This is a genomic window from Bacillus mycoides, assembly GCF_001757995.1.
Taxonomy (GTDB): Bacteria; Bacillota; Bacilli; order Bacillales; family Bacillaceae_G; genus Bacillus_A; species Bacillus_A mycoides_B.
The window spans coordinates 161,263-179,993 of sequence record NZ_LXLV01000035.1; the positions used below are offsets into that span (position 1 = coordinate 161,263).

Genomic DNA, 18,731 nt, shown 5'->3' on the forward strand with positions numbered 1-18,731 from the left:
AGAAAGGAGGAAATAAAAATGAAGTATCTTTTAAAACGTTATAATAAGCCCATTCTCATTCGATTGTTCGGTGAATTGATAGTCCGAACGACTGAAGCAATGTTAGCTATCATTTTTATTGTTCATGTTAATAAAGCGTTAAATGGTAATGTCATCGTTACAATGCTTCTTTTCGGATTGCAGCCTCTCGCTGATATTGTGTTTACATTAATCGCTGGAGGTGTAACAGATAAATACGGTCGTAAGAAAATCATGTTACTCGGATTAGTTTTACAAGCTTTCGCCGTAAGCGGATTCGTTTTTGCTGAAACAGTCGCCTTTTTCGCCTTATTGTATGTAGTAAATGGTATTGGCCGCTCTTTATATATTCCGGCACAGCGCGCTCAAATCGCTGACTTAACGAGGGAAGAACAACAGGCAGAAATATTTGCTGTTCTGCATACTACGGGAGCGATTGGCTCTGTAATCGGACCATTAATTGGTGCTTTTTTCTATACTAGTCACCCTGAATATTTATTTATTTTGCAAGGTGTAGCCCTTACGCTATATGCTATTCTCGTTTGGACGCAGCTTCCTGAAACGGTCCCACTCAGACAAAGCGTTAATAAAACTAAAGAAGTATATTCGCCAAAACAATTTATTTCAAAGCATTATGCTGTGTTTGGACTTATGGTTTCTACACTACCTATTAGTTTTTTCTACGCTCAAACCGAATCGAATTATCGTATATTCGCCGAAAGTGTATTTCCAAATTTTTTATTCATACTCGTATTTATCTCAACTTGCAAAGCAGTCATGGAAGTTATTCTCCAAATTTCCCTTGTGAAATGGTCTGAACGATTTTCTATGCCTAAAATCATTGTTATTTCCTATACTTGCTATACGTTAGCTGCGATTGGCTACGGTTATTCCACAACAATATGGTCATTATTCTTCACATTGCTCTTTTTAGTAATTGGGCAAAGTATAGCTTTGAATCACTTACTACGATTTGTTTCACAAATCGCTCCAAGTCATAGACGCGGATTATATTTTTCTATATACGGTATACATTGGGATATTTCAAGAACTTGCGGGCCTTTTGTAGGTGCATTGTTATTAAGTAAATTAAACGGTAGTACTCTATTTTATATTTGTGCCTTCTTATTAATAATTGGTGGTATCATTCAAGCAGTTTTTGTTCAGTCGTTAGAGAGAACAAAAACAAAAGAGCTGTCCCTATAGGATCAGCTCTTCATTTAACCCGCCATTTTATTAATACTATCCTCCGGTGAAAACACAGAAATATGATGTACTTTACCAGTTGACTTTGGAATAACGAATTTCAATTCAAATTGGTCATTTACTTTATAAACGTATATTTTGTCATTACCATTTACTTTAACAGACGCTGGTTTTCCTAAAGCCTTTTCGATTTCTTGTAACGTAATCACTTTAAGTTCTGAATGGTAAGATCGCACGTCAAAGACTTGTGATCCTTTATTAAAGCCAAATACAACATTTTTATTTGTAAACGTCGCATACATCCCGCTTCCTGCTTGCTCCGTCTTATTTGCTTTCCCCCATGCCTTCTCTATTTCTTCAATATCACCTGAATGTGCTGCATATGGAACATTAGGTACTTTACCTTCTTTCGCTAGCTCAAATAAATCTTTAATATGGTTAATTGATTTTTGATTAACTGCTGTATTTTTTGAATTAGAGTCTTTTGAAGGTTTGGATGAGTCTTGATCTTTTGGTTTTTCCACAGGTTCTTTCTCTTTTTTCGGAGCAGCCTCCTCATTCTTTTTACTCGTTTCCGGCTTATCGTTCTTTTCTTCCGTACTATTTTCTGATGTTGGATTAGTTTGTTTCTTTTCTTCTGCACTCTTACAAGCGGTTAATGCCATTACACACGTTAAAATTAGGAAAAATATAAGTACTTTCATATATACTTTCATCATTTTCAGCCCCCCTCTTCAACATATTCACTTTTGTAACCATTCCATTACACTACTCTTCAAATTATTTTCACTCCAAAAAGTAAGTGCTTCGTTTTCTCCAAAAGTATGGACTATATACTCTATATATGATTTTCCTAAAAAATAACCGAGTCGATTGTATCCGAAATAATTCCCGCCTGATAGACGGAACCATTCTTTCTCTTTTTCAGCTGTCCATCCTTCAATGTAATCTTGTAAAAAACGATTCTTAATCTGCTTCTCATTTTCTCTATAACATTGGAACCATGGATCACCGTCACTATTATATGAATAGTAAACAGACTCACTTAAATCTTTAACAATTTGTTTTGACAGATAAGTTGCAACACCTTCACGATACAAACTTACCAACGCATCAGTCCATTCAGCATTAGTCCAATCCATTCCGCTCTCTTGTAATACGAAATTATGATATATATGTCCGATTTCATGAGCAACGATAACACGAAGATGCTCCCTTTCAGGAGATAATTTTTCTGCCGCAAGAAATATATCCCCCATAATATCTCTTTCTACAAATGCATTGGAACCAAATCCACCTACAAATAGATGAAAAGTCAAATCTATATTAAAACCAAATTGAATGCGATACTCCTCACTAATTTCTTGAATAATAGATGGTAAAGTTTCCGAAATAATACGAATGTCTTCTAGTTTTTCCGGATACTTTTTAATTGCACTAGAAAGACGTTCTTCCGTCTTAGGACAATGATAATTAAAATACTCTCCAAATGCTTCTGGATACATATCATAATATTTGTTCAAGTCATGTAATCCTATATCATCGCTTTCCAAAAGCTTCAAAAAGCTTGGAATTGTATTGTTAATCATCTTATTCATCTCCTTGTATACACCTTCTCTCCATACTCGCTATATCCTTTTTTGTAACTTGAAATAAACTGCTACAAAATCTCCTTTAAATGCAAAAAACCAGCAGAAAGTGAATACTCATTCCCTGCTGGTTTAATGTTTTGTTCCTTCTGAATCTTATTCAAATCATTTGTCATGATCAGAAATCCATTAAGATTGCCTATTTATATAATTAAAAAAGCTGTCCTATTAAAGGACAGCTTCAAATATGTATATTATACTTCGATAGATTTACCATCTTCAACGATATGGTAAAGTAAGTGCGCTAAATGATGAATTGGACCATTTTCTTCCTCTTCTTCATTTGTTTCACCTTGGAATTCAAGATCATTTAAGTATAGTGCTAAAAATTGATAGAACAATTTCAAATCAAATCCGTAGCAAGCACTTGGTTCTTCATGATCTCCTTCATATTGTAACATTAAGTATTGCTCGTTTCCTTCTGCATCTTCAGCATCAAAGAATACGAAAAAACCAACGTTTGTATCTAAATCAAATAGATGACGAGTACCTTTTTCTGTTGCTTTATCGAAGTCCTCTTCACTTAATTTATGTACTGTTGTTGCCTTTGCATTATCCTCTTGATGAAAATTTACTGTAAATGATTTCAATGCTGACACCTCCTGATTGTATAAAAGTAGCATAACAGATTAAACAACATAATACAAAGGGACTGCTCACAAATGTAAACAGCCCCTTATTATTTATTTCCGTATAGCTCGTAATAAGAAGCTCACAATGAAAATTAATATTACTGCACCTATTAAAGCGGGAATAATTGCAAATCCGCCAATAACAGGACCGAATTTACCAAGTAATAACGTACCCAGCCAAGAACCGATAATACCCGCAATAATATTACCAATTACACCGCCCGGTACATCCTTTCCAGTAATCAAGCTTGCAAACCATCCTAATATACCACCGACGATTAAATACCAAATCATATCATTACCTCCTAATATATTTTACCAATAAAAATATAATCTGAAACAATTGCTTACCATTAGTTATGTTTCATTTTTCGTAAGTTATTCGTCTTATGAAAATCATTCAAATCTGCTCAACCTTTTAAGGACAATCCGGCTTCAATGTTGTACTCATAAATTCGTCTTTAAACGCTTGATAATTAAATTCAACGGCAATCCTTTGTATAGGACGATTATCAAACGTCGTTGGCTCAGCTATTTTTCTAAAATCCGCAACACTTTGACCTCTCGTTACATCATTTGTCGTACTAATCCAAACTGCTGATTTTTTATATTCAAAAATATCATCATTTATAAAAGAAATGAACGGCAGTAAATCATGGATCGGACTTCCAGCAATACCTGGATATTCTTTTTTATAAAAGTTTTCAAAATAAAAATCAATCATTGGTTTAATAAGTTTCGCCTGTCCTGTTCCTTCTTTATCGATAACATCGACCATTTCAGGAGTAATAAGAGCTTCTTGTGTTACATTTAACGGATATATAGTAGCATTCTTCGCATATCTCATTACGATATTTGCTGCAATTGGATCACCGTAAAATTAGCTTCAGATACTGGTGTGACATTACCTGGAAATAGAAAAGCACCGCCCATTATATAATAAGAATATACTCGATTCATTAAATTTGGATACAATAAAAATAATGTTGCAAGTGTCGTTAATCGTCCCGTCGCCACAATAATAATATTTTCAGGACAAGGCTCAATTAATTTAATCAATTCGCAAAAATTTTCGTTGTTACAAAATCTCATTTTCGGTGGAATGATTGGACCTAAACCGTGATCTCCATGAATTTCAGGGAAGAACACAGGATCTTCAGCTGTCATTGGTCTACTGGCACCTTCGATAATCTTTATTTCTGTAGCATAGTATCTTTCTAAAAAATATACATTTTCGGTAACAATTTCTCTTGATACATTTCCATACTCTGCAACAATACCTATAATATCTAATTTGCATGTTTTATTCGCATAAATTAACGTTACTGCATCATCAATTCCAAAATCTCCGAAAAAGATTATTTTTTTATTAACTTTCCTCACCCCTCTCCAGCATAATCTACTATCATTATTATGCGAAAAAGACAAGGTGGTGAAACGGAGATAATTAAAAAAGCCGCCTATTTATTGGCGACTTCAATCTTCTTATAAGATAAATATGCTAATACATTTTTGCTTGAATCATATTTCGGATTATTCCCTTTTCTTGGTTCTCTCATATGTGTTTTTTCAAACCCAGAAATGTCCGGCATTTTCTCTAAAAATTCAAGCATCTCTTCCTCGGTTCCCTCAATACGTACACGAATCATTATTACTATTCCTCAATTCTCATTTTCTCTGTACTAAGTATATCGTACATCAGAAAGACTGCAAGAAATTTATCTTTTTAATGTTGAACTTTTTTTACATACAAATAGTGCCATTTCAGTATAGAATGATTCTACTTTATTATTATCAAAGTGTATGTTGAAAAATCCCTGCATTTCATTTGATGTTTTCATCATACACTCTGTTAACTTTACACGTTTTTGCATAGGTACATCCATCATATCGCACCACCAATCAAAATCAAACTTCTTATCAAAAGTATGACATGACTGCATTTGCAAACCATGTTTTTCTAATAAAGTAATCCATTCTGTTTTTTTCAAAGCTCGTTCATGGCTTGGATCTCGCTTCTTTTCAATAAAGTTATAAAATGTATCAAACTCATTATTTTCTGGTGAAACATTATCAATTAATATAAATAATCCTTCATCCTCTAACGTTCGATTTACTTCAAAAATAAATTGCAAAGGATCAACAAAGTGATGTGCTGCAATTCGGCATGTAATTGTATCAAAGGATGCATCAGCAAATGGTAACCTTTCTGCATTTCCTGCTACAAATGATACATTTTCATGCCCGTTCCCTTCTATAAAACCTTTTGCTTTTTCTAGCATTTTTTCTGTTAAATCAAGAGCGACTACCTCTTTAAACATTGGGGCTAACAAATTTGCAACGTGTCCACCACCAGTAGCAATGTCAAGAAGACGAGTATTATGACGAGTTTCAACTTGCTGAACTACATATTGTAAATCCGGTCCTTTTGCATGAATTTTACTTTTCACATACTTCTCTGCATTACTACCAAATTGTTGTTTCACAAGTTCTTCTTTACTCATTTTTATCATCTTCTTTCTATAAAGTATTATATTTATAAATTCTCTTTATATAATTTCAAATCCTCTTTTAGGCTTATCTCTTGTATTAGAGTCCTTCTATCAAAATCATTTAACTCTTTTATTTTTAAGTATAAAACAAAAAAGGTTATGGGAAGTTATCCCACACCCCCACAAAATATCTCTTATATTGGAGGATCATCTTACTCGTCTAAATAACTTAATCCCCCTGTAACTTCACAAGAACTTCTAATTCGCTATTAGTAGCCTCTCTTGCATGCAATCCATATTGATCTATGCCAATCCATATCCACCCAGGACTATCATAAAGAATATCTATGTTGAAATGCTCCAACTTAGTAAGTTCTGACCTAATAAATTTATTCCTACTAGCGATTTGCTTATCAAGCAAACCATATTCTTTCCCATTTTCAAATAGTGCTATAATTTTTCCTGCAAGTGGATGTATACGAACAATAAAGTGATATTGCTTTTCATTTATATTCACCACAATCGTACTAGAATCAGGTACATCACATCTAGAATTCGGCATCTTCATATCGATCAGCTCCTTTATTGGTTTCACTAACATCATAACAGATGAATATTTAAATATTATTAATATAATGTAAAAAATATAAAAGCTGACTTCCCTTTAGAAATCAACTTTTACACATTGTTTATCTTTAAACTTTTTACAAATTTTATAATGTTTCTTTCTCTTCATCATTTCCGGAAACTAAATCTCCTAAAACTTCCACCGTAACTTCAACTACAAATTCACAAATCCCTGCTACAACTTCTCCAATTACTTCCTCCATCTTTCTCCCCCCTTGTTTTATGAAACTTATTTGTAGTATAGGAGATATTGGTTAATTGTAACTATCGTTAAAGGTGACAAAAACATTACAGATTTGTAAGCTGTTTCAATGTTTTTTTGAATTTATACTTCTTCCCTTTGAAACTTTAAGTATTATTAACAACCAGATAGGTCATCATAATAGAAAGTATTTAAGAATCCTAATTTAAAGGAGGCGTGTAAAATATACTACGTAAAATTAATTAAAGGTCAATCTTTCTATGCTTTTGATCATCGTTTCTTAATATCCGAGGAAAAAGAGGTTTCAGAGAAAATTTTTAATTACTTACGCCGGAATGAATTCTTCGAAGTACGTAAAGAAGAGTTTTCTGCCTAAAGTATGAAAAGCATCAAAAAACAGCTCACATACTTGTGATTCCTTTTTGATGCTTTTATATTAACTTCCAGTATTCAATATTATTTCTCAATTCTATTAATATCTTCTATTATATGTCCAATCTAATCCATCGTTCCCTTCATATTTTAGTATATGAGGAGGTGACGAATATAACTCATATCATTGATTACCAAGCTACTCAACCAATAAATAAAACTGGTGAAACAACTTTTACAATTCCCCATTCCCCAAACAAAGCAATTCTAGCTAATATTAAATTAAAAATTTCAAGAATAGATTCACGTAATAATCGAGTAGAATTAATTGCTACAGTTGGAGTTGAAGGTATAACTGAGATTTCACAAGTTTTATTCCGAATTTTCCGTGACAATACAGAAATCTTCAACGCTCAAGTAGGGATTGAATCTACAGATTCTGAGCAATTTTACGCGCAAACATTTCAAGCTATAGATCAAAATGTTTGCTGCGGGACTCACGAATATTCATTAACTGTAGAAAACCTTACTAGTGGTGCAAGTGCAGATGTTGTTGGTCCACTATCTTTTAGCGGTTTAGCTATTGGACAAGATCATAAGTGTTGCTAAGTAAATTTATTGTTTAATTTTGTATTTCAAAAAAGCGAGACGTAGTATATACGTTCTTGCTTTTTTATTTTTTCTATGTTTATCTTTACTATCAATTGGTATTTAAGCATAAGCTTTTTTACATTTTGAATTGCTTATTTCAGTACTTAATAAAGTGATTTTTTTACAAATCAAAAAAATTGAAATCCACTAATGAAACACGTAATATAGACTCTGACTCTAAAAAAAGAACGTTAAAAAATAATGAATAAATTAGGAGGTTTTATATACGATTTTTAAATTATAAATGACTGCGAGGTTTTTAATTATGTGGCGTAATAAAAATGTTTGGATCGTATTAATTGGGGAGTTTATTGCTGGTCTTGGATTATGGCTTGGTATTCTTGGCAACCTTGAATTTATGCAAAAATACGTCCCTTCTGATTTTATGAAATCCGTTATATTATTTATCGGACTGTTAGCTGGCGTTCTAGTTGGTCCAATGGCTGGTCGTGTCATTGACCAGTATGAAAAAAAGAAAGTTCTTCTTTACGCTGGATTTGGTCGTGTTCTTAGTGTTATTTTCATGTTTTTCGCTATTCAATATGAAAGTATCGCCTTTATGATTGCTTTTATGATTGCACTTCAAATTTCAGCGGCATTTTATTTCCCTGCATTACAATCTGTAATCCCACTCATCGTTCGGGAACATGAGCTATTGCAGATGAACGGTGTACATATGAATATCGGTACAATCGCTCGTATTGCAGGTACTTCACTAGGTGGAATTCTTTTAGTTGTAATGAGTCTACAGTATATGTATGCCTTCTCAATGGCAGCATACGCTTTATTATTCCTCTCAACTTTCTTCCTACAATTTGAAGATGAAAAATCAGCTACATCAAGTAAACAATCAGCTAAAGATAATAGTTTTATGGAAGTATTCCGTATTTTAAAAGGCATCCCTATTGCTTTTAAAGCACTTATATTAAGTATTATCCCTCTTTTATTTATAGCTGGATTCAATTTAATGGTTATTAACATTAGCGAAATGCAACATGACCCGACAATTAAAGGATTCATATATACAATTGAAGGTGTAGCGTTTATGTTAGGTGCATTCGTTATTAAACGTTTATCTGATCATTTCAAACCTGAAAAGTTACTATACTTCTTCGCATTTTGTACCGCTTTTGCACACCTTTCGCTGTTCTTTAGCGATATTAAATGGATGGCACTTACCTCATTTGGTTTGTTTGGATTTAGTGTTGGCTGCTTCTTCCCTATTATGTCGACAATTTTCCAAACGAAAGTGGAAAAAAGCTATCACGGCCGTCTCTTCTCATTCCGTAATATGTTTGAGAGAGTTATGTTCCAAATCGTTTTACTCGGTACTGGTTTCTTCCTAGATACGATTGGATTACAGTATATGGTTCTAATTTTCGGCGTCATTTCATTGTTGATTATTTTCATTTCCCTATCTAAGCAGAAACAATTTGAAAAACAAACGTCGCAATCTGCGAACTTATAACATAAACATCTTGGGCATGGATTTAGTATTATACTGATCCATGCCTCTTTGTTTTATATGAACAAAACCTAATTACTATGTTCACTGTAAATATTTAAAGGAGTATTCCTTCCTACTTTCGAATACAGTATTGAAAAGATTATCTAAAAAAGGAGTTGTGGAAATGACTGCCTTCGTACAGTTATTAATGATTTTTCTTATTGTTATAATTATGTTTAGCGTAATTAACTTTTTAGCCATTTCCCTATCTCAACATAGCTTTAAAAGAAGAATTGTTGCAGGTTTCGTATTTTTACTGTTAACTCCCATTGTCTTTCTTACTACTACAGCATTCGCTTCTATATTCAATAAAGGTGGTTTTAGCCTAGGTGCTCTAGCCTTTATTATTGCAGGTATTTACATTTTAAATGGAATAGCAATCCTTCTTTCCTCCACATTCATTATCAAAAAAACATAGTATTGATTTAAAATAAGTTAGAAACATAATTTACTTAAATAGTTGTAAGGCATGCATCTGGCATTCTACTGGATCATGTCTTTTTTTATGCCTTCCTTTTCAAACACAGCCAATATTTTCATGTAAAATTTATTAATTCTTTATAAAAATTTAAGCTTTATTCATTACAATATTCCTATCGTATTCGCACGTTTATAAATACTAATAAGAAAGGAGTACACAATGAAAAGGTTTCTACTTATTTTTCCTATATTAGTCGTTCTGCTTAGTGGATGTAGCAATAATGATATATACGGCTCTTGGGAAGTCATTGATAATAAAAAAGGTGAATGCCCTGTATATTATAAATTTGAAACAGTTGTAAAAGAAGAAAAGAAAGAAAAGGTTGTTCACAATTTAGTGGAAATGCAAACAACAAATAAAAAAGAGGATTTATTTAAAGGATCGTTTGTTAAAAATTCTAACGTTTATCGTATTGATTATGGTAACTCGTTTACATCGGATCAATCTTTAAAAGTTGTCGATAGTAAATTAAATGTATACTTTTTTACAACTGAAAAAACATGTACGTATAAAAAAACAAACAATTAATCTTCATTTATAACGTAGAAAATATTTTCTGCGTTATTTTTATTTTGCTCCTTATTATCCTCCCTCTAAATTTGTCAATCGTTTTAATTTTCTTAAAAAAATGATAAAATGTAAACATGTGTTTTCAGAATAATTAAAAACGCAGAAAGAAAACACTGTTTTTAGGAGGGATTTTGATGACTTACACGTTAGCAACTAGAATGAAAGCATTCCAATCTTCTATATTTAGTGAATTAGGGGCCTATAAAAAAGAGAAAATTGCAGCAGGTCATAAAATGATTGATTTAAGTATTGGAAATCCCGATATGCCTCCTGCTGATTTCGTAAGAGAAGCAATGGTACATACGGCAAGTGAAAAAGAAAGCTATGGATACACATTAACAGGCATACAAGAATTTCACGAAGCTGTAACTGAATATTACAACAACACTCATAATGTTATATTAAATGCTGAAAAAGAAGTTTTATTATTAATGGGTTCACAAGACGGACTCGTTCATTTACCTATGGTTTTTGCAAATCCGGAAGATATAATACTAGTTCCTGATCCAGGATATACAGCTTATGAAACAGGCATTCAAATGGCCGGTGCAACATCTTACTACATGCCATTAAAGAAAGAAAATGATTTCTTACCTAACTTACAAGTTATCCCTGAAGAAATCGCTGATAAAGCGAAGATGATGATTTTGAACTTCCCAGGGAATCCAGTTCCAGCAATGGCTCATGAAGATTTCTTTAAAGAGGTAATCGCATTCGCGAAAAAACATAATATTATCGTTGTCCATGATTTTGCTTATGCTGAATTTTATTTTGATGGCCAAAAGCCGATTAGCTTCTTATCTGTACCTGGTGCAAAAGAAGTTGGCGTTGAAATTAATTCTTTATCTAAAAGTTATAGTTTAGCTGGTAGCCGTATTGGTTATATGATTGGTAACGAAGAAATTGTCGGCGCGCTTACGCAATTTAAGTCTAATACAGATTACGGTGTGTTTTTACCAATTCAAAAAGCTGCATCCGCTGCATTACGACACGGCGCTGCATTTTGCGAGAAAAACCGAAGCATTTACCAAGAACGTAGAGATACTTTAGTGGACGGATTCCGCAAATTCGGTTGGAATGTCGATAAACCAGCTGGAAGTATGTTCGTTTGGGCTGAAATTCCGAAAGGATGGACTTCTCTAGAGTTCGCTTATGCACTTATGGATCGTGCAAATGTCGTTGTCACACCAGGCCATGCATTTGGTCCTCACGGCGAAGGCTTTGTACGTATTGCACTAGTTCAAGATAAAGTAGTATTGCAAGAAGCAGTTGAAAACATTAAAAACAGCGGTATTTTCTCTATTGAAAAAGTAGCGGAATTAGTTGAAAATTAATAATAACTCCCCTGCTTAACTTTAGCAGGGGTATTATTATTCCTGGAGGTACGATATGAATATTAAAGATACTCTTCCCCATCGCTATCCATTTTTAATGATCGATAAAATTACAAGCGTTACAGAATCTCAATCAGCTACAGGATACAAACTAATTACAAATAATGAGTGGTTTATTAATAACAATCAAAACTATATGCCTCATATGTTAATTGTAGAAGCACTAGCGCAACTTAGTGCCTTTGTGAGTACAGGTGAATCTGAAGGACTTGGTTTCCTCTCCTCATTAGATGGGGTGGAATTTCATGAAAATGCGTATCCCGGTGATAAACTTGACTTACATTATGAATTAACACGTAACAGACGAGGTTTTATTCTTGGTAAAGGAATTGCCTCTGTAAACGGTCAATCAATCGTTACCATTGAAAAGCTATTAATATATCAAGCTGATTAAACAGATTACATAGTAAGGAGTAGAAAAATGCGGAATGTTGTTGGTATTGATGCTGGGGGAACATTAACAAAAATTGCTTACTTTAACGAAATGAACAAATTAGTTTTTGAAAAATTTTATTCATATGAACAAAAAAGAATTAAAGAATGGCTTCATAATAATAATTCAATTATACAATTATGTATTACAGGTGGTAAAGCTAAACAGTTAGAACAACTACTTTCAGGTTCGTATAAAATAGTAGAATTAAACGAGTTTGAAGCTACATTAGGGGGCGTACGACACATACTAAAAGAAGAAAAACGTACTATACAGAACTTTGTCCTAACAAATATCGGTACAGGTACTTCCATTCACTACGTTCACGACAAACAATACATTCGCGCTGGTGGAACTGGAGTTGGCGGCGGTACAATTATGGGCCTTTCAAAACTATTAACAAATATAGACCATTTTGAAGATATGCTTCCGCTTACGAATATAGGCTCAAGAAAAAGTCTAGACATTACGGTTGGAGATATTTATGGAGGTATTCTCTCCCCTATTGATAATAGCTTAACTGCTAGCAATTTTGGAAAAGCGACCATTACAGACTCAAATTATAGTAGTTCAGATATACTCGCTACCGTTCAAGGGCTTGTCGGTGAAGTCGTCACAGCATTAAGTCTTCAATTCGCCGAAGCGAAAAATATTGACCATATCATTTACATCGGTTCTACTCTATGTAATAACGTACATCTTCAAAATATTATAAGTAGCTATACAGAATATCAAAACAAAATACCAATCTTCTTACAAGACGGCGGTTATAGTGGTGCAATTGGTACTTTACTTCATGGTACGAAATAAAAAAGCTGACTGACTTTTGTCAGTTTTTTTGCAATGGTACTTCAAATTCAATAATTGATTCTCCGTCCTCCCCAATACGTTCCACACTAATTCTATCGATTACACAGTGCAGCTTCTTATAAAAACAAGGAAGCTCCCTTGCTAGTTCAGTAGCTAACTGCGAGCTTTCTTTTCTTCCGACTGTTACATGGGGTATGTACGGAATGTCTTTTCTCAAAAGTGGTAGTAATGGTCCTGTATATAATTTATCATGTAGCTCTTCTATTTGTTCTTTTCCTTGCTCAATTTCTAAAAATAAATAGTCTCCTATACTAGTTACACCACTTGCAAACTCAATTTCAATTGCACCTATCCCTTTTGACAGATTCGAAATATGTGATTTCAATTCATCATTTGAAATATTACTTTCAAAAGGAAATACAATTGTTATGTGGGGAGGAATTAAACCAAATAAAGGATCGTGTATTTCTCGAATACTTTCTATCTCATCAGTAGACATGTTATTTAGAAAAAGTAAAATTGTACGCATTTTTATATCCCCCCCTCTCCTCAATTTTTTATATTTATCATATTGTATGGTAGCGTGAACTTCAACAAATTATTTTGCTTGCATATAAAAATAAAAAACTTCTCAAATGAGAAGTTTTCATATAGCATGGTTATTATTTTCTCTCAAAACTTTCCTGAATTTTATATAACAAGCAATTCTCCAAGGAATGATATACGATACTGCAACGACATAAAATAATAAACCAATCGTTTGTTGATCTAAGTTAACAATATATTGCCTTGAACCGTATCTTAAAACAACAAGTGCAATAAAAGTAATTAAAAAAGCTGCACTTTTTTTCGTATAAATATTCCCATTATCTCTTCGCTCATAATTTGTTAAAATTATAAGTGGTATAGCGAAAAGAACCCCAATTAATGCTGCTATAACTACTTGTAATGGTGCTGGATGTACGGGTCCAAAAAACCATATTATCCCCGGTGTTAAAAATAGTAATGGCCACAAAATACGTTTTCCCGTCCCCTTAATCGGCTTATACATAGATCGATAACGGCGCCAAAATATTAGTAGTGCAACACATAAAAAGACTGTAATTAGTGAGGATGTGTCTCCCATATACTTTCCTTCTCTCTAAAATAATCTAACAATATTTCAAACCGTTTGTTCAAATGAAACTTTACGAATAAATATACTACTAGTTATGATATATAGAATGGTTAATCCAATTGAAATCACAGTAAAATAGGGAATATCTATTAAAGATACATCACTCGTAAATAATAAACCGTTTATCCCTACTTCTCCATAAAGCACACTGTTTGTTGATAAGAAAAGCGTTCCACCAATCATGAGACCAATCCACTGAAATCGTTGTTTAAAAACTACTACTACTTGGAAGAAATATGCTATTGTAACATAAAAGAAAAATTGTAAAATAAATTGTTGTGTTAATTGTTCTCCAATGCTAACATTCCCTAAATCATATTTTATATCTTGTAAAAGCATAACTTGAAGAAATGAAAATAACGCAGATTGCAGTACAATATAACAAATCGCTCCCATGAAATATTGTATTCTCGTTACACCAAATGAAATAGCTAGACGAAATAAATCATCTTGTATATTGAAAGTACTCACTACTATAAACATCATAATTGCTATTGAAGGATTATTGATAATTTCGGGTAGATAACTAATTTTCAATCCATTTAAACGAGCAGCATTCAAAGCTCCTTTTATTAATAAAGCTACAATCCAAAATATTAAAATTGCCTTATAATGAAAATTTATATGTAACTTCAACTGCTTCATTAACATCGTCATTTCACTTCACCACCAGTTATGTGTATAAATAGTTTTTGTAATGTAATTCTATCAACTGCTATTCCTTCTTTTTCGAGAGAGTAATAATCGTCACTAGAAAGCTCTTCCCATATAACAGCTATACCTTTCTTTCCATAAACTTCTCGATTTATAACTTTTTTATTGTTCGAGAACTCATCCACTTTGTCTTTTTGCCCTGAAATAATATGTCCTTGTTGTAATAAATCTTCCACCGATGATTGAACAACTAGTCTTCCTTCTTTTATGATAATTACATCTTCAATAACATGGGTTACTTCTTCTACTAAATGTGTTGATAATATAATTGTTCGAGGGTACTCACCGTAATCTTCTAATAGTAAACTATAAAATAACTCTCGATGTGCTGCGTCTAAACCAGTAGTTGGTTCATCAAAAATTGTAATTGGTGCCCTACTTGCTAGACCTTGAATAATCCCTACAACTGTTTGCATTCCGTGTGATAATTTATGATATTTCTCTTTCATATTAAGCTGAAATTTCCCTGCCAGTTCTTCAGCGTACTTCTGGTTCCAATTTTTATAAAACATGTTACATAACTTAAAAATTTCTTTTACTTTATAACTTAAATGTGCTTCTTCTTTCACTCTAACAAAACAAATGCTTCGCATCGCTTTACTATTTTCAAAAACATTTTCGCCAAATATAGATACACTTCCACTACTTGAAATAATTTGTCCTGCAAGAAGGTTTAATAATGTTGTTTTCCCAGCTCCGTTCCTTCCAAGCAAACCATATATTTTATGCTCTTCCAATGAAATGGTTACTTCATTTACAACTACTTTCTTTTTATATTTTTTCGTTAAATCTCTCGTTTCAAGTGCAAACATTACTCTTTCCCCTCCTTCGTAATTTTTTGTATCATTTCCATCAATTCATCTTTTGATATTTCTAGTACTTTTGCTTCTTGCCACACTTTAGGCAAATATTCAGTCATAAAAGTATTTTGTCTTTTTTTTAGTACGACTTCTTTTGCTCCCTTTGCAACAAACATCCCGATCCCTCTCTTTTTATATAAAATCCCCTCATCCACTAGTAGATTTACTCCTTTTGCAGCTGTAGCCGGATTAATTTGTAACATCTTCGCAAATTGATTTGTCGATGGAACTTGTTCTTCTTCAAGTAATATGTCTTTTAAAATATCAGATTCAATTGTTTCTGCAATTTGTATGTATATTAACTTATTTTGTTCTAGAGTAGGTTTCACGATTTCACCACCTTAGGTTCATAGGTTCATTACTTATGTAATTAACCATAGCACAACGTTATATTTTTTTCCATAATTTTCATCAAAAAAAGAATCATTCGATACTGAATGACTCCCTTTAAAAAATGTCCGTATTTTCAATCGTTAAATAACCACATCTTCCTCCATATCACTTAGATTCCCGCACAGGATGTTCATTAAAAAATTGCTTTCGAAAATCTTTATTATTAACTAGCTTTTCTATTTTTTCTTGATTACCGTAAAAGAAATTCATTACGATTCCCTTATTCCATATAAGATCATCCTTTGGCAAATCATTAAATTCTTTATACAGTATGGGTAAAAGTTCTTCTCTTTTCAATGCAAAACTTTGATTTTCAATCTGAAACTCATACCCTTTCGCATTCAGTACTAAAACTGCAAGATAAATAGCATTAAAGAGAAAATTCTTCTTCATCGTATCCTTCCCATCAAACCAATACGTCTCAATCATTTCTTCTGTAAGATTTCCATTCTCTTTTGCACCATATTCCACTTTAATATTTTCATTTTCTAAATTTAAACCTTGAACTGTTTCACCACCAGGTAAGTTTGTAACAATCTCAATAACGTCGGAATTATTTCCAACGTATGTCCCCGTATATTTTTTAAAAGCTCCAGGTTCAATATGTGATATTTCTTTTATTTGTTCCCCATTAGAACAAGCAGTAACAAATAAAAAAATTGTTAGCATAACACCTGCTATTCTATTCATATAGTTCATTAGACACCCCAAGTTCTATTTATTATCCAATCTATACAATGTATCCCTTAAAAAACCTTTAAAATATACGCATTTTAATCAAAATTAAAAATTTTCAATTTTTATGTTTACAATTATCCATTAATTGTATATAATTACTAACGTAAGAAAAATATTCTAAAAGGAGGTCGAATGAAATGATGAAATTACAATTAGATGCTTTATCGTTAGCGTTAGCTGCACCTTTGTTTTTCGGACAATTGAATATGAATTCGACCACCATAATGGAGAATTAAAATCGTACTTTATTTCTTTTAATTCATAAATTCGCCACAGGAGGTCGTATACTTTCCTGTGGCTTTTTCACGCCCAGCCGTAGGAGAACGATATCTTCCTGTGGCTTTTTTGTGCGATTTTTTAGTCTCATACATTATTTTTTAAAGAAAGGAGCAACATTCGATGACAATTAGCGTATTGTTTTTAAGTATTACGATTCAAAGAAATACACTTTCCAAAGCTGAAATTCTTCATAATGAGCAAATTACAAAAGCTATGAATGATGTTAAGGAGCGCCAAGTGCTTTATTGCGATCACCTGTAATTCCTTTTCGAAAGGAGGAATTCGTCTATGACTTTTCATATTTTCTTTTTTACGACAGCACTTCAGAAAAAAACGTTATCTGAAGCTGAAATCTTTCGTAAACAACAATTAAAACAAACTATGGATAAAATAACGGACATTAAAAGTTCGTATTATACACAAATGTATTAAAAATATTTTTTAAAGGGGTAATATCCTAATGAAATTTAAAGCTTTCTTTTTAACTATCACCATTCAAAAACGTAAGCTTTCAAGAGATGAAATTTCTCGCGAACAACAAATTAAAAACATTATGGACGGAGTAAAAGAGCGCCAGTCCTCTTATTACAATCGTCTTTACTAAATAAATTATAAAGGGGTAATATCCTAATGAAATTTAAGGCTTTCTTTTTAATGATTACCATTCAAAAACGTAAACTTTCAAGAGATGAAATTTCTCGTGAACAACAAATTAAAAACATTATGGACGGAGTAAAAGAGCGCCAGTCCTCTTATTACAATCGTCTTTACTAAATAAATTATAAAGGGGTAATATCCTAATGAAATTTAAGGCTTTCTTTTTAACGATTACCATTCAAAAACGTAAACTTTCAAAAGATGAAATTTCTCGTGAACAACAAATTAAAAATATTATGGACGGAGTAAAAGAGCGCCAGTCCTCTTATTACAATCGTCTTTACTAAATAAATTATAAAGGGGTAAAAATCCAATGAAATTCAGAGTATTATTTTTAACTATTACCATTCAAAAAAATAAACTGTCTGAGTCTGATATGCTTCATGACCGACAAATTGAGCAGGCTATGTACAACGTAAAAGAACGACAAAGTCATTATTGTAGTCACCTGTAATTCCTATTCGAAAGGAGGAATTCATGTATGAAGTTTCACCTTTTCTTTTTAACCATTACGATTCAAAAAGAAACTATATCTGCAAATGAAGCAAAACAAGAAAAACAGTATAAAAAGATTATAGATGAAATTCGTGATCGTAGAAGCAAGTACTACACTCACCTATAATTGTTTGAACTTATATTAGAAATGAAAGGAGTCGATTATGATGTTAATTACGCGGTGTAAAGAAATGATTTGGATAGTTCAGAGAGATTCCACATAGTTTATAAAGTGAAACTTTAATCAGTGGGGGTTTTATTCATCCCCCACTGATTATTAGCCTTCACCAATCGGGCAGCAGGGCTCCCACCTAACTTCTTTGCTCCACCTGAATTTTGAGGTGGGAGTTTTACTGCCCACAAATAGCGGGATA

29 protein-coding genes and 1 pseudogene are annotated in these 18,731 nt (G+C 32.6%); 16 read left to right on the forward strand and 14 right to left on the reverse strand.

Annotation, left to right across the window (positions count from 1 at the left end):
* Window positions 1-18 precede the first annotated feature (18 nt).
* Window positions 19-1,224 (forward strand): MDR family MFS transporter, encoded by a 1,206-nt coding sequence (locus tag BWGOE10_RS13850; RefSeq protein ID WP_070143460.1) that lies wholly within the window; start codon window positions 19-21, stop codon window positions 1,222-1,224.
* Window positions 1,225-1,238: 14 nt separating this feature from the next.
* On the opposite strand, the gene BWGOE10_RS13855 is transcribed toward BWGOE10_RS13850, so the two are convergent.
* The 8 genes and pseudogenes from BWGOE10_RS13855 to BWGOE10_RS13890 form a co-directional block, all read right to left on the reverse strand.
* A complete protein-coding gene (locus BWGOE10_RS13855) occupies window positions 1,239-1,943 on the reverse strand; it encodes a YjgB family protein (protein WP_070143462.1) in 705 nt (234 codons plus the stop codon).
* A gap of 24 nt (window positions 1,944-1,967) precedes the next feature.
* Window positions 1,968-2,813, reverse strand: coding sequence for a DUF5700 domain-containing putative Zn-dependent protease (locus BWGOE10_RS13860; protein WP_070143464.1), 846 nt, complete (start codon window positions 2,811-2,813; stop codon window positions 1,968-1,970).
* A gap of 254 nt (window positions 2,814-3,067) precedes the next feature.
* Entirely contained in the window at window positions 3,068-3,463 is a 396-nt protein-coding gene (locus BWGOE10_RS13865; protein ID WP_002110404.1) for a hypothetical protein, read from the reverse strand.
* Window positions 3,464-3,556: 93 nt separating this feature from the next.
* Window positions 3,557-3,799, reverse strand: a complete 243-nt coding sequence (locus BWGOE10_RS13870; RefSeq protein WP_070143465.1) for a GlsB/YeaQ/YmgE family stress response membrane protein — start codon at window positions 3,797-3,799, stop codon at window positions 3,557-3,559.
* A 124-nt stretch (window positions 3,800-3,923) separates the two neighbouring features.
* Window positions 3,924-4,888: pseudogene (locus tag BWGOE10_RS13875) on the reverse strand (nucleoside hydrolase).
* 77 nt (window positions 4,889-4,965) lie between these two features.
* Window positions 4,966-5,154 (reverse strand): DUF3970 family protein, encoded by a 189-nt coding sequence (locus tag BWGOE10_RS13880; protein WP_002168186.1) that lies wholly within the window; start codon window positions 5,152-5,154, stop codon window positions 4,966-4,968.
* Between the two features lie 69 nt (window positions 5,155-5,223).
* The gene (locus BWGOE10_RS13885; RefSeq protein ID WP_070143467.1) at window positions 5,224-6,009 is read right to left on the reverse strand and encodes a class I SAM-dependent methyltransferase; all 786 of its coding nucleotides are present in this window, start codon (window positions 6,007-6,009) and stop codon (window positions 5,224-5,226) included.
* A gap of 217 nt (window positions 6,010-6,226) precedes the next feature.
* The gene (locus BWGOE10_RS13890; RefSeq protein WP_070143469.1) at window positions 6,227-6,565 is read right to left on the reverse strand and encodes a hypothetical protein; all 339 of its coding nucleotides are present in this window, start codon (window positions 6,563-6,565) and stop codon (window positions 6,227-6,229) included.
* A 484-nt stretch (window positions 6,566-7,049) separates the two neighbouring features.
* Here BWGOE10_RS13890 and BWGOE10_RS30055 point away from each other — a divergent pair, with 484 nt between their 5' ends.
* The 8 genes from BWGOE10_RS30055 (at window position 7,050) to coaW (ending at window position 13,044) form a co-directional block, all read left to right on the forward strand.
* Window positions 7,050-7,202: a YqbF domain-containing protein gene (locus BWGOE10_RS30055; RefSeq protein ID WP_078174330.1), complete on the forward strand. Its 153-nt coding sequence runs from the start codon at window positions 7,050-7,052 to the stop codon at window positions 7,200-7,202.
* 170 nt (window positions 7,203-7,372) lie between these two features.
* Window positions 7,373-7,807 carry an exosporium protein ExsC gene (gene exsC, locus BWGOE10_RS13895; protein ID WP_070143725.1) on the forward strand — a complete coding sequence of 145 codons (435 nt, stop codon included), beginning with the start codon at window positions 7,373-7,375 and terminating at the stop codon, window positions 7,805-7,807.
* 307 nt (window positions 7,808-8,114) lie between these two features.
* Window positions 8,115-9,317: an MFS transporter gene (locus tag BWGOE10_RS13900; protein ID WP_070143727.1), complete on the forward strand. Its 1,203-nt coding sequence runs from the start codon at window positions 8,115-8,117 to the stop codon at window positions 9,315-9,317.
* Between the two features lie 163 nt (window positions 9,318-9,480).
* Window positions 9,481-9,774, forward strand: a complete 294-nt coding sequence (locus tag BWGOE10_RS13905; protein WP_070143471.1) for a hypothetical protein — start codon at window positions 9,481-9,483, stop codon at window positions 9,772-9,774.
* Between the two features lie 222 nt (window positions 9,775-9,996).
* On the forward strand, window positions 9,997-10,365 hold the full coding sequence (locus BWGOE10_RS13910) for a hypothetical protein (protein WP_070143473.1): 369 nt from the start codon (window positions 9,997-9,999) through the stop codon (window positions 10,363-10,365).
* Between the two features lie 176 nt (window positions 10,366-10,541).
* The gene (locus tag BWGOE10_RS13915; RefSeq protein ID WP_070143475.1) at window positions 10,542-11,741 is read left to right on the forward strand and encodes an LL-diaminopimelate aminotransferase; all 1,200 of its coding nucleotides are present in this window, start codon (window positions 10,542-10,544) and stop codon (window positions 11,739-11,741) included.
* A gap of 55 nt (window positions 11,742-11,796) precedes the next feature.
* Entirely contained in the window at window positions 11,797-12,195 is a 399-nt protein-coding gene (locus BWGOE10_RS13920) for a 3-hydroxyacyl-ACP dehydratase FabZ family protein (protein WP_070143477.1), read from the forward strand.
* Between the two features lie 27 nt (window positions 12,196-12,222).
* Window positions 12,223-13,044: a type II pantothenate kinase gene (coaW, locus tag BWGOE10_RS13925; RefSeq protein ID WP_070143478.1), complete on the forward strand. Its 822-nt coding sequence runs from the start codon at window positions 12,223-12,225 to the stop codon at window positions 13,042-13,044.
* A 19-nt stretch (window positions 13,045-13,063) separates the two neighbouring features.
* Here the strand turns inward: coaW and BWGOE10_RS13930 are convergent, their stop codons facing one another.
* The 6 genes from BWGOE10_RS13930 to BWGOE10_RS13955 form a co-directional block, all read right to left on the reverse strand.
* Window positions 13,064-13,573, reverse strand: a complete 510-nt coding sequence (locus BWGOE10_RS13930) for a 2'-5' RNA ligase family protein (RefSeq protein WP_070143480.1) — start codon at window positions 13,571-13,573, stop codon at window positions 13,064-13,066.
* A gap of 117 nt (window positions 13,574-13,690) precedes the next feature.
* A complete protein-coding gene (locus tag BWGOE10_RS13935) occupies window positions 13,691-14,170 on the reverse strand; it encodes a CcdC family protein (protein ID WP_070143482.1) in 480 nt (159 codons plus the stop codon).
* Window positions 14,171-14,206: 36 nt separating this feature from the next.
* A complete protein-coding gene (locus tag BWGOE10_RS13940; RefSeq protein ID WP_070143484.1) occupies window positions 14,207-14,878 on the reverse strand; it encodes a DUF4052 family protein in 672 nt (223 codons plus the stop codon).
* Window positions 14,875-15,747, reverse strand: coding sequence for an ABC transporter ATP-binding protein (locus BWGOE10_RS13945; RefSeq protein WP_070143486.1), 873 nt, complete (start codon window positions 15,745-15,747; stop codon window positions 14,875-14,877). The genes BWGOE10_RS13940 and BWGOE10_RS13945 overlap by 4 nt, the downstream gene beginning before the upstream one ends.
* The gene (locus BWGOE10_RS13950; protein ID WP_070143487.1) at window positions 15,747-16,124 is read right to left on the reverse strand and encodes a GntR family transcriptional regulator; all 378 of its coding nucleotides are present in this window, start codon (window positions 16,122-16,124) and stop codon (window positions 15,747-15,749) included. The genes BWGOE10_RS13945 and BWGOE10_RS13950 overlap by 1 nt, the downstream gene beginning before the upstream one ends.
* 169 nt (window positions 16,125-16,293) lie before the next feature.
* Window positions 16,294-16,887, reverse strand: coding sequence for a DUF4825 domain-containing protein (locus tag BWGOE10_RS13955; RefSeq protein WP_070143489.1), 594 nt, complete (start codon window positions 16,885-16,887; stop codon window positions 16,294-16,296).
* A gap of 438 nt (window positions 16,888-17,325) precedes the next feature.
* Here BWGOE10_RS13955 and BWGOE10_RS13960 point away from each other — a divergent pair, with 438 nt between their 5' ends.
* Genes BWGOE10_RS13960 through BWGOE10_RS13990 form a run of 7 tightly spaced genes read left to right on the forward strand, consistent with a single transcriptional unit; the run spans window position 17,326 to window position 18,484 of the window.
* Window positions 17,326-17,466 carry a YrzI family small protein gene (locus BWGOE10_RS13960; protein ID WP_000156202.1) on the forward strand — a complete coding sequence of 47 codons (141 nt, stop codon included), beginning with the start codon at window positions 17,326-17,328 and terminating at the stop codon, window positions 17,464-17,466.
* 27 nt (window positions 17,467-17,493) lie between these two features.
* Window positions 17,494-17,637 carry a YrzI family small protein gene (locus tag BWGOE10_RS13965; protein ID WP_000142704.1) on the forward strand — a complete coding sequence of 48 codons (144 nt, stop codon included), beginning with the start codon at window positions 17,494-17,496 and terminating at the stop codon, window positions 17,635-17,637.
* A gap of 28 nt (window positions 17,638-17,665) precedes the next feature.
* Window positions 17,666-17,809, forward strand: coding sequence for a YrzI family small protein (locus BWGOE10_RS13970; RefSeq protein WP_002120144.1), 144 nt, complete (start codon window positions 17,666-17,668; stop codon window positions 17,807-17,809).
* Between the two features lie 26 nt (window positions 17,810-17,835).
* A complete protein-coding gene (locus BWGOE10_RS13975) occupies window positions 17,836-17,979 on the forward strand; it encodes a YrzI family small protein (RefSeq protein ID WP_070143491.1) in 144 nt (47 codons plus the stop codon).
* Window positions 17,980-18,005: 26 nt separating this feature from the next.
* Complete coding sequence (locus BWGOE10_RS13980) at window positions 18,006-18,149, forward strand: YrzI family small protein (RefSeq protein ID WP_016100548.1); 144 nt, start codon at window positions 18,006-18,008, stop codon at window positions 18,147-18,149.
* A gap of 26 nt (window positions 18,150-18,175) precedes the next feature.
* A complete protein-coding gene (locus BWGOE10_RS13985) occupies window positions 18,176-18,316 on the forward strand; it encodes a YrzI family small protein (RefSeq protein WP_000672237.1) in 141 nt (46 codons plus the stop codon).
* 27 nt (window positions 18,317-18,343) lie between these two features.
* Entirely contained in the window at window positions 18,344-18,484 is a 141-nt protein-coding gene (locus BWGOE10_RS13990) for a YrzI family small protein (RefSeq protein WP_002142199.1), read from the forward strand.
* Window positions 18,485-18,731: the final 247 nt, after the last annotated feature.

Coding starts and splice junctions, on each gene's coding strand:
- BWGOE10_RS13885 (WP_070143467.1), bottom strand. CDS start 6,009: ATGAGTAAAGAAGAACTTGTGAAACAACAATTTGGTAGTAATGCAGAG.
- BWGOE10_RS13910 (WP_070143473.1), top strand. CDS start 9,997: ATGAAAAGGTTTCTACTTATTTTTCCTATATTAGTCGTTCTGCTTAGT.
- BWGOE10_RS13915 (WP_070143475.1), top strand. CDS start 10,542: ATGACTTACACGTTAGCAACTAGAATGAAAGCATTCCAATCTTCTATA.
- BWGOE10_RS13940 (WP_070143484.1), bottom strand. CDS start 14,878: ATGACGATGTTAATGAAGCAGTTGAAGTTACATATAAATTTTCATTAT.
- BWGOE10_RS13945 (WP_070143486.1), bottom strand. CDS start 15,747: ATGTTTGCACTTGAAACGAGAGATTTAACGAAAAAATATAAAAAGAAA.
- BWGOE10_RS13965 (WP_000142704.1), top strand. CDS start 17,494: ATGACTTTTCATATTTTCTTTTTTACGACAGCACTTCAGAAAAAAACG.
- BWGOE10_RS13855 (WP_070143462.1), bottom strand. CDS start 1,943: ATGATGAAAGTATATATGAAAGTACTTATATTTTTCCTAATTTTAACG.
- BWGOE10_RS13905 (WP_070143471.1), top strand. CDS start 9,481: ATGACTGCCTTCGTACAGTTATTAATGATTTTTCTTATTGTTATAATT.
- BWGOE10_RS13970 (WP_002120144.1), top strand. CDS start 17,666: ATGAAATTTAAAGCTTTCTTTTTAACTATCACCATTCAAAAACGTAAG.
- BWGOE10_RS13880 (WP_002168186.1), bottom strand. CDS start 5,154: ATGATTCGTGTACGTATTGAGGGAACCGAGGAAGAGATGCTTGAATTT.
- BWGOE10_RS13975 (WP_070143491.1), top strand. CDS start 17,836: ATGAAATTTAAGGCTTTCTTTTTAATGATTACCATTCAAAAACGTAAA.
- BWGOE10_RS13860 (WP_070143464.1), bottom strand. CDS start 2,813: ATGATTAACAATACAATTCCAAGCTTTTTGAAGCTTTTGGAAAGCGAT.
- BWGOE10_RS13960 (WP_000156202.1), top strand. CDS start 17,326: ATGACAATTAGCGTATTGTTTTTAAGTATTACGATTCAAAGAAATACA.
- BWGOE10_RS13850 (WP_070143460.1), top strand. CDS start 19: ATGAAGTATCTTTTAAAACGTTATAATAAGCCCATTCTCATTCGATTG.
- BWGOE10_RS13985 (WP_000672237.1), top strand. CDS start 18,176: ATGAAATTCAGAGTATTATTTTTAACTATTACCATTCAAAAAAATAAA.
- BWGOE10_RS13990 (WP_002142199.1), top strand. CDS start 18,344: ATGAAGTTTCACCTTTTCTTTTTAACCATTACGATTCAAAAAGAAACT.
- BWGOE10_RS13920 (WP_070143477.1), top strand. CDS start 11,797: ATGAATATTAAAGATACTCTTCCCCATCGCTATCCATTTTTAATGATC.
- BWGOE10_RS13900 (WP_070143727.1), top strand. CDS start 8,115: ATGTGGCGTAATAAAAATGTTTGGATCGTATTAATTGGGGAGTTTATT.
- BWGOE10_RS13890 (WP_070143469.1), bottom strand. CDS start 6,565: ATGAAGATGCCGAATTCTAGATGTGATGTACCTGATTCTAGTACGATT.
- BWGOE10_RS13935 (WP_070143482.1), bottom strand. CDS start 14,170: ATGGGAGACACATCCTCACTAATTACAGTCTTTTTATGTGTTGCACTA.
- BWGOE10_RS13930 (WP_070143480.1), bottom strand. CDS start 13,573: ATGCGTACAATTTTACTTTTTCTAAATAACATGTCTACTGATGAGATA.
- coaW (WP_070143478.1), top strand. CDS start 12,223: ATGCGGAATGTTGTTGGTATTGATGCTGGGGGAACATTAACAAAAATT.
- BWGOE10_RS13955 (WP_070143489.1), bottom strand. CDS start 16,887: ATGAACTATATGAATAGAATAGCAGGTGTTATGCTAACAATTTTTTTA.
- BWGOE10_RS13870 (WP_070143465.1), bottom strand. CDS start 3,799: ATGATTTGGTATTTAATCGTCGGTGGTATATTAGGATGGTTTGCAAGC.
- BWGOE10_RS13980 (WP_016100548.1), top strand. CDS start 18,006: ATGAAATTTAAGGCTTTCTTTTTAACGATTACCATTCAAAAACGTAAA.